The sequence below is a fragment of the Mycobacterium gastri genome, assembly GCF_002102175.1.
Classification (GTDB): domain Bacteria; phylum Actinomycetota; class Actinomycetes; order Mycobacteriales; family Mycobacteriaceae; genus Mycobacterium; species Mycobacterium gastri.
Genome location: NZ_LQOX01000064.1, coordinates 1 through 7,270, shown reverse-complemented (window position 1 = coordinate 7,270; position 7,270 = coordinate 1). Strand labels below are relative to the sequence as shown.

Genomic DNA, 7,270 nt, shown 5'->3' with positions numbered 1-7,270 from the left:
GGACCCGGCACCACCTTGACCGCCGGCTCCGCCAGCCCCGCCGTCGGCGAACAGCCCGCCGGTACCGCCGGCGCCGCCGACGCCGGTCGGATTGCCAGGAGCGGCGCCGGCGCCGCCGGTCCCGGCAGCGCCGAAGAAGAAGCCGGCATTGCCGCCGCGCCCGCCGGCCCCGCCGGTGCCGCCACCGCCGGAGTTGCCGAACCCGCCGCTGCCGCCGGTTCCGCCGGCGCCGATCAGCAAGGCGGAACCGCCAGCGCCGCCGGCGCCACCTTTCCCGCCGACGCCGGTGGCTATCCCGCCGCTTCCGCCGGTGCCGCCGCTGCCGAACAGGATCCCGCCGGCCCCGCCGGGCCCGCCGGGCCCGCCCGTACCGTTGAGGGCGGTGTTGGTCGCACCGTGCCCGCCATTACCGCCGTTGCCGAACAACCACCCGCCATCGCCGCCGGCAGCGCCGGTCCCCGGAGTTCCGTTGGCGCCGTTGCCGATCAGCGGCCGCCCGGTCAGTGCCTGGACGGGCTGGTTAACCACATTGAGCACATCCTGCTGCAGGGTGTGCAACGGGTTGGGGCTGGGGGGAGCGGGTATTCCGTCTGCACCCAACAGCAGCCCGCCGAGGCCGCCGAGGCCGGCTTTGCCCGGGGTTGCGCCGGTGCCTCCGCTGCCGCCGTTACCGCCGTTCCCGATCAGCACGCCGTCGCCGCCGGTGCCGCCATTGCCGCCGGCGGCGGCCCCGCTGGCGCCACCGTCGCCGCCGTTACCGCCGTTGCCGATCAGCCCGGGCTTGCCGCCGCCCCCGCCGGCCCCACCGGGGCCGGTGTTACCGGCGCCGCCGGTGCCGCCGGCCCCGCCGGAGCCATTGAGCATGCCGGCGTTGCCGCCTGCCCCCCCGGTTCCGCCCTTGGTGAAGCCCGCTCCGGCGGCGCCACCGGCGCCGCCGGAGCCAAAGAACATGCCGGCGTTGCCGCCGGTCCCGCCGCCCCCGCCGGTGGTGACGAAGCCTTGTCCGCCGGAGCCGCCGGCTCCGCCGGCGGCTCCGATGGCGAGCATGCCGGCGTTGCCGCCGTTCCCTCCGGCGCCCCCTACGCTGGCCGCCCCGCCGGGGCCACCGGTACCACCGGCACCGAACAGCCCACCGGCGCCGCCGGCTCCGCCGGCGCCGCCGGTGCCGGCGACGACGCTGCCGGTTGCGCCGGCCCCGCCGGTGCCGCCGTCGGAGAACAGCCCGCCGACACCGCCTGCTCCTCCGGCGCCGCCGGACGCACCGGCACCGCCTGCCCCGCCTACCCCACCGTCGGAGAACATCCCGCCGGCTCCTCCGGCCCCGCCGGCCCCGCCGGTGGCGCCGATTCCGTTTGTCAAGCCGCCGGGGCCGCCGTTCCCGGCGGCGCCGAAGAGCATGCCGGCGTTGCCGCCGGCCCCGCCGGCCCCGCCGCTCACACCGCCGACATTTGTTGAGCTCCCGCCAGCGCCGCCGGCGCCACCGGCGCCGATCAGCATGGCATTCCCGCCGGCCCCGCCGGCTCCACCGGCTTTGCCGGCGGCCGAGGTGTTGCCGCCGGCCCCGCCGGCTCCGCCGCTACCGAGCAGCCCGGCTGCCCCGCCGGCGCCGCCTTTGCCGCCGTCGGCGGTGGTTGAGGTCGTTCCGGATCCGCCGGCGCCGCCGTTGCCGATCAGCCACCCGCCGGCCCCGCCGTTGGCACCGGTCCCCGGGGCCCCGTTGGCGCCATTGCCGATCAGCGGACGCCCGGTAGCCGCGATGAACGGTGCGTTGATCGCGTCGAGGAGGGGCTGCAGCGGCGTCGCAGCAGCATAGTCGGCGGCCGCATACGATGTCCCGCCCGCGGTCAGGGCCTGGACAAACTGTTCGTGGAATGCGGCCGCTTGTGCGCTCAGCGCCTGGTACGCCTGGCCGTGCGCACCGAACAGCGCCGCAATCGCGGCCGATACCTCGTCCGCGCCCGCGGCCAGTAACCCCGTCGTGCTGGCCGCGGCGGCGGCATTGGCCGCGCCGACCGTCGACCCGACAGTGGCCAAATCCCCTGCCGCTGAAACCAGCGCCTCCGGCGCCGCGAACATGAACGACATCTGACACCTCCCGATACGCCATGACTGCGCTGTCAAGCCGATCTGGGGCCTCCCCCGTCACCAGCGAAAATCGGCCACAACAGCGTATCGCTGTGCGGCCGACACAGGTGTGGGTTTGCCGGAAATGCTGGCCGTCCTTTCCCGGCATCCTGTCGCGGCCACCCACATCGATGCAGTTGCTCGCTGCGGCCATCAGCGGCGCCATCTCCAACCTCGGGTTCGAGATTGAGCTGATGCTTGTAGGTGTCGTAGACGGCTTGGGTCTGTGGGCGCATGCCGGCGAGGTGGCTGTAGCGGCGTTGTTTTTCGTCCTTGCGGTCGGGGCGCACCAGCGGCACGCTCAGCTGGTCGGCGCAGTGGCGTTGCAACTCGGTGCTGGGTAGGCCCTTGTCGGCCAGCGCAATCATCTTCTTGCGCAGCGCGTCGAGGTCTCGGGTGTGCGCGAAAGGCTCTGCGGCGACTTCTCGTTCGCCGTTTTTGGGGTCGGCCAGACACCACGCGGCGGGCCTGCCGTCGGCGGTGGTGATCAGATATAGCTTCGCCCCCAGAATCAGCGGGAGTGCGCGGCGCAGTTCTCGTAGTGGGCGACACCGGCCAGTTCGGAGCGTTTCGCGGTTTCCCGCGGCGCATCGCACGGCACTGGGGTGCCGTCGATTAGGCGTAGGTCGTCGGCCCAGGACGGGCATTGGGTGGCCAGGTACAGCGTGGCCTTGCAGATCAGCGGTGGCGCCGCCTTGACTCGCTTGTGGTAGCCGGGCTGTTTCGGCAGGTAGGGAAACGGGTGCCCGAGTCGGCCGTAACACATTTGCGGCCACGGGTGTTCGCTGCGGGCGCCGAGCAGCGCCTGAGCCACGGCCAGGCGCACCAGCTCGGCGTCGGTCACTTGCTTCGGCCGTCGCGCGCGCCGCCGGTCGGGGTGCACCACGTGGTCACCCTGAATGCCCGCGAACAGGTCAGCAGGGCATCGAGGTCTGTCTTCACAACTGTCCATCGGTGCCCTTCAGCCGCATCCTTCACAAGCCGGCACGCCGAGAGTGCAACCACGGCGGCACCGAGCGGCGTGTCGCCGCCGCCAGTACACACTCGACGCAGCCGGTGCACACTCGGTGAGCAGTTGGGAATTTCTCACCCAGGACGCCGATGCTCCCTGGTACCTGGGAGCCGGACGGCCCAGCCACGCATTAATGTCGGTTGGGTGCGTAGTGAAGGTGACACCTGGGACATCACCACGAGTGTCGGATCGACCGCGCTTTTCGTCGCCACGGCACGGGCTTTGGAGGCCCAAAAGCCCGACCCGCTGGCCGTCGATCCGTATGCGGAACTGTTTTGCCGGGCCGTCGGCGGTTCCTGGGCCGACGTGCTCGACGGCAAGGTTCCCGACCACGATTTGAAGAGCGAGGAGTTCGGCGAGCACTTCGTCAATTTCCAGGGTGCCCGCACCAGGTACTTTGACGCGTACTTCCAGCGGACCGCCGACGCCGGAGCGCGCCAGGTGGTCATCTTGGCGGCGGGACTGGACTCACGCGCCTACCGGCTGCCCTGGCCGGACGGAACAACAGTCTTCGAGCTGGATCGGCCGCCGGTACTCGATTTCAAGCGTGAGGTGCTGTCCCGGCACGGCGCCCAGCCGCGTGCCGAGCGACGTGAAATCGCGGTCGATCTGCGGGAAGACTGGCCACAAGCGTTGCAAGACAACGGCTTTGATCCTGGCAAGCGGTCGGCGTGGATCGCCGAGGGGCTGCTGATCTATCTTCCGGCCGCCGCGCAGGAGCAACTGTTCACCGGCATCGACAACCTGGCCTGCCTTGGCAGCCATGCCGCAGTGGAGGACGGCAGCCCGCTTCCCCCGGAGGAATTCGCCGCCAAAGTGGAAGAAGAACGTGCCGTCGTTGCGGCCGGTGACGCGAATCCGTTCTTTCAGTTGGTCTACAACGAGCAGTGCGCACCGGCCGCCGAGTGGTTCGGGGCACGTGGCTGGACGGCAATCGGTACCCCATTGGTCGAATACCTCCGCGAGGTCGGCCGGCCGGTGCCGGAACCGGGGACCGAGGCCGGGGCGCTGTTTGTGCGCAACACCCTGGTCAGTGCCACCAAGCCGTAGGTGCACCGGAAGACGCAATGAGTTTGCGTTGCGCGGGAACTTTTCCGGGGCCGGCGTCCGACTGCTGAAACCCGCCACGTATTCCGGCAAGCAGGCCTACATGGCGCTAGCGGCTGCTGTCGACCGACCGGCCTGACTATGACGGCACCGGGTGTGGATGGATTGGCCCCCAGAGGTGCATTCGACCAGCTCAGCAGCGGCCCTGGACCGGGCGGCATGTTGGCCGCGGCATCGGCGTGGAGTTCGTTGAGTGCCGAATACGCCGCGGTGGCAGATCAGCTAGCCGAGCTTCTGGGCGCGGTTCTGGCTGGCGCCTGGCAGGGACCAACCGTCGGAGGCCATGTGGCACTCGGCGATGAGCGCATCGGCCCGGCGGACGGCGTCAGAACCCGGCCAGGCTGCCATCCCGGCGGCGGCCGCCGTGGCAGCGCGGGAGGAGACGCGGCGCGCCGGCGCCGACGGGCGAGGCTGCCCGATCCCGGCTACCGCTACGGATTCTCGGAGTCCGAATCAGCTTCGGATGCAGAGCCTTTCCCTTGTGGGATGCCAGTCCGGGTGCAGCAGACCCCGCCGCTGTCAACGACGGTCAAGCTCAGCAGAGCGCTCCGTCCGGAGAGCAGGGCAGGGCTCCCGGCAGCGCGGCACGCACGCAAATCTGGTGTGCCTACCGCTGCCGACGTCGACCTTGTTTGCGCGTCCATGAAACCCCTTGGGAGGAAACAATACAGTTATCGGCGGTTGCATAGAAGCTGGTCTGCCGGCCTGGCACCTCGCAGGGCGCCAACCGTTGAAAATCCAGGTCCCATTGCGCATCTCGACAGGCCGACCGCCGCCGCAGCGATGCCCTGGAGGCGAGACAGTCGATGTGCCTCTGTATCGAACACGCCAGCCAGCCGTCGCAAATGAGCTAAATCTATAGTCGGACTACGACTTAGACCATTAGTCACTGTCAATCCAGCCGAACTCCCATGAGAAATAGCCTATTTCGAAACAGCCACGTGCCCCACGCACAGGAAATCGATGCACCATCCAGATCCGGTCACCGCCAGTAACGCATTTCACGTTCGAAACGATGCATCTGTTGGGCTGCGGCCCAATTGGGATGGCGGACCCGCAGTCCATGGTGGCAATGGCGTATTCAGGCCCGGCCCAACGACTCCCATCGGTCCCGATGGCTACTGAAACGTAGCTTTTCCCTACGTAACCGTAGCTATATACAACTGTTGACAACAGTTACAATCCGTGAGATTTTTTTCCGCATCATGCCCGGCAGTCGCAGTCGGTGACGACTTCGGCCATGCGGGCAGGACAGATGCAATCGGAAGGAGTCGATAATGACGTTGCAAGTGGTTCCGGAAGGCCTGGCGGCAGCCAGTGCGGCGGTGGAAGCGCTGACAGCGCGGTTGGCTGCCGCGCATGCTGCTGCGGCACCGCTGATTACAGCGGTCGTCCCGCCGGCGGCTGACCCCGTGTCGATACAGACCGCGGCCGGGTTTAGTGCTTGCGGCAACGAGCACGCCGCGGTGGCCGCCGAAGCCGTTGAAGAGCTTGGCCGTTCGGGAATCGGTGTCGGTGAGTCCGGCGCCAGTTATGCCGCGGGTGACGCCGCTGCGGCGGTGTCGTACTCGGCCTTAGGCGGTTGGGTATGACGGCGCCGATCTGGATCGCTTCGCCGCCGGAAATACATTCGGCATTGCTGAGTGCCGGTCCGGGCCCAGAGTCGCTGCTGGCAGCGTCTGCTGCGTGGACATCGATGAGTACCGAATATGCCTCGGCAGCAGAAGAACTCACGATGATACTGGCAGCGGTGCAGGCTGGCGCGTGGCAGGGCCCTAGCACCGAGGCGTACGTGGCCGCGCACGTTCCGTATGTGGCGTGGTTGATGCAGACCAGCGCCGACAGCGCGGCAACGGCCACCGGGCATGACACCGTGGCGGCAGCCTACGTCAGCGCGCTGGCCGCGATGCCGACGTTGGCGGAATTGGGCGCCAACCACATCACTCACGGGGTGTTGCTCGCGACGAATTTCTTTGGGATCAACACCATCCCGATCGCGCTCAACGAGGCCGACTACGTCCGGATGTGGATCCAGGCCGCTACCACCATGAGCGTCTACGAGGCCGTCAGCGGTGTGGCACTGGTCTCGACGCCGCACACCACGCCGGCACCGGTCATCGTCAAACCCGGTGCCAATGAAATCAGCAACGCTGTGGCCACCCTTACCCTCACCCCATTCCCATGGCAGGAACTGATGCAGTTCTTGGCCCTTGCCGGCAAGGTATGGGAATTGGACTTCGAACTTTTCTCAATGGTTTTCCAAGCCTATGGTGCGGTACTGTACCAACTGATCGTTAATCTCGTAAATTTACACCTGATAGAAGCCATTTTAGATTTGCTATATCTCGGTGCGCTTGGTATGCCGCTCATTTTAGCGATCGTCCTAATTCCGCCGCTGGTCTACGCTACTGTCTTGGGCGTTACAGCAATTGTTGTGGGATGGATTATTTCCAATTTGGCCGGTGTTGTTCCGCTATTGGCGAGTCCTTTGTTGGGGGCGTTGGCCGCTGCTGTTGTTCCGGGTGTGGCCGGATTCGCCGGATTGGCCGCTATGCCGGCGGCGGCGGTGGCGGCTGCGCCGGCTGCGGCATTGGCTGCCGCTCCGGCGGCGGTGGCTATCGGGACGGTGGAGCCGGCGCCGGGGGCGGCGGTCGAGCGGGCGCGGTTGGTGTCGACGGTGCAGCCGGCGTCTGGGAGCCCGCCGTCGTCGGCGGTGGCGTCTGATCGTGGTGCTGGGACGTTGGGGTTTGCCGGGACAGGCGGCAACGAGAACGTCGGACAGCCCTGCGGGTTGACGCCATTGCATGGCACCGATTACGGCGGTGCTTCGCATGTCCCGATGCTGCCGGCTACCTGGGAATCGAATGTCCTTGGAGCGGGCACCGAACAGACGTTTGCAGCTTGATGAGCTGACAACGAGTAACTGGAAATTCGAATCGAAAGGAATGATCATGAGTTTGTTGGATGCCCATATTCCGCAGTTGGTGGCCTCGCAGTCGGCGTTTACCGCCAAGGCGGCGTTGATGC

4 protein-coding genes and 3 pseudogenes are annotated in these 7,270 nt (G+C 67.8%); 5 read left to right on the top strand and 2 right to left on the bottom strand.

What is annotated here, in order from left to right:
- Together AWC07_RS26625 and AWC07_RS29705 are read right to left on the bottom strand one after the other, a co-directional pair.
- Positions 1-2,085: PE family protein (locus tag AWC07_RS26625; protein ID WP_139829563.1), on the bottom strand; the 2,085-nt coding region annotated here is incomplete at its 3' end.
- 206 nt (positions 2,086-2,291) lie between these two features.
- Positions 2,292-3,066 (bottom strand): annotated as a pseudogene (locus tag AWC07_RS29705) (IS982 family transposase); the annotation flags it as partial.
- Between the two features lie 214 nt (positions 3,067-3,280).
- Here AWC07_RS29705 and AWC07_RS05740 point away from each other — a divergent pair.
- From AWC07_RS05740 to esxG, 5 genes and pseudogenes are all read left to right on the top strand, one after another.
- Entirely contained in the window at positions 3,281-4,186 is a 906-nt protein-coding gene (locus AWC07_RS05740; protein ID WP_036410197.1) for a class I SAM-dependent methyltransferase, read from the top strand.
- Positions 4,187-4,324: 138 nt separating this feature from the next.
- A pseudogene (locus AWC07_RS28460) lies at positions 4,325-4,534 on the top strand (PPE domain-containing protein); the annotation flags it as partial.
- A 986-nt stretch (positions 4,535-5,520) separates the two neighbouring features.
- Complete coding sequence (locus AWC07_RS05730; RefSeq protein ID WP_036410196.1) at positions 5,521-5,835, top strand: PE family protein; 315 nt, start codon at positions 5,521-5,523, stop codon at positions 5,833-5,835.
- Entirely contained in the window at positions 5,832-7,148 is a 1,317-nt protein-coding gene (locus AWC07_RS05725) for a PPE family protein (protein ID WP_036410195.1), read from the top strand. The genes AWC07_RS05730 and AWC07_RS05725 overlap by 4 nt, the downstream gene beginning before the upstream one ends.
- Positions 7,149-7,194: 46 nt before the next feature.
- Positions 7,195-7,270 (top strand): annotated as a pseudogene (gene esxG / locus AWC07_RS05720) (type VII secretion system protein EsxG); the annotation flags it as partial.

Coding starts and splice junctions, on each gene's coding strand:
- AWC07_RS05725 (WP_036410195.1), top strand. CDS start 5,832: ATGACGGCGCCGATCTGGATCGCTTCGCCGCCGGAAATACATTCGGCA.
- AWC07_RS05730 (WP_036410196.1), top strand. CDS start 5,521: ATGACGTTGCAAGTGGTTCCGGAAGGCCTGGCGGCAGCCAGTGCGGCG.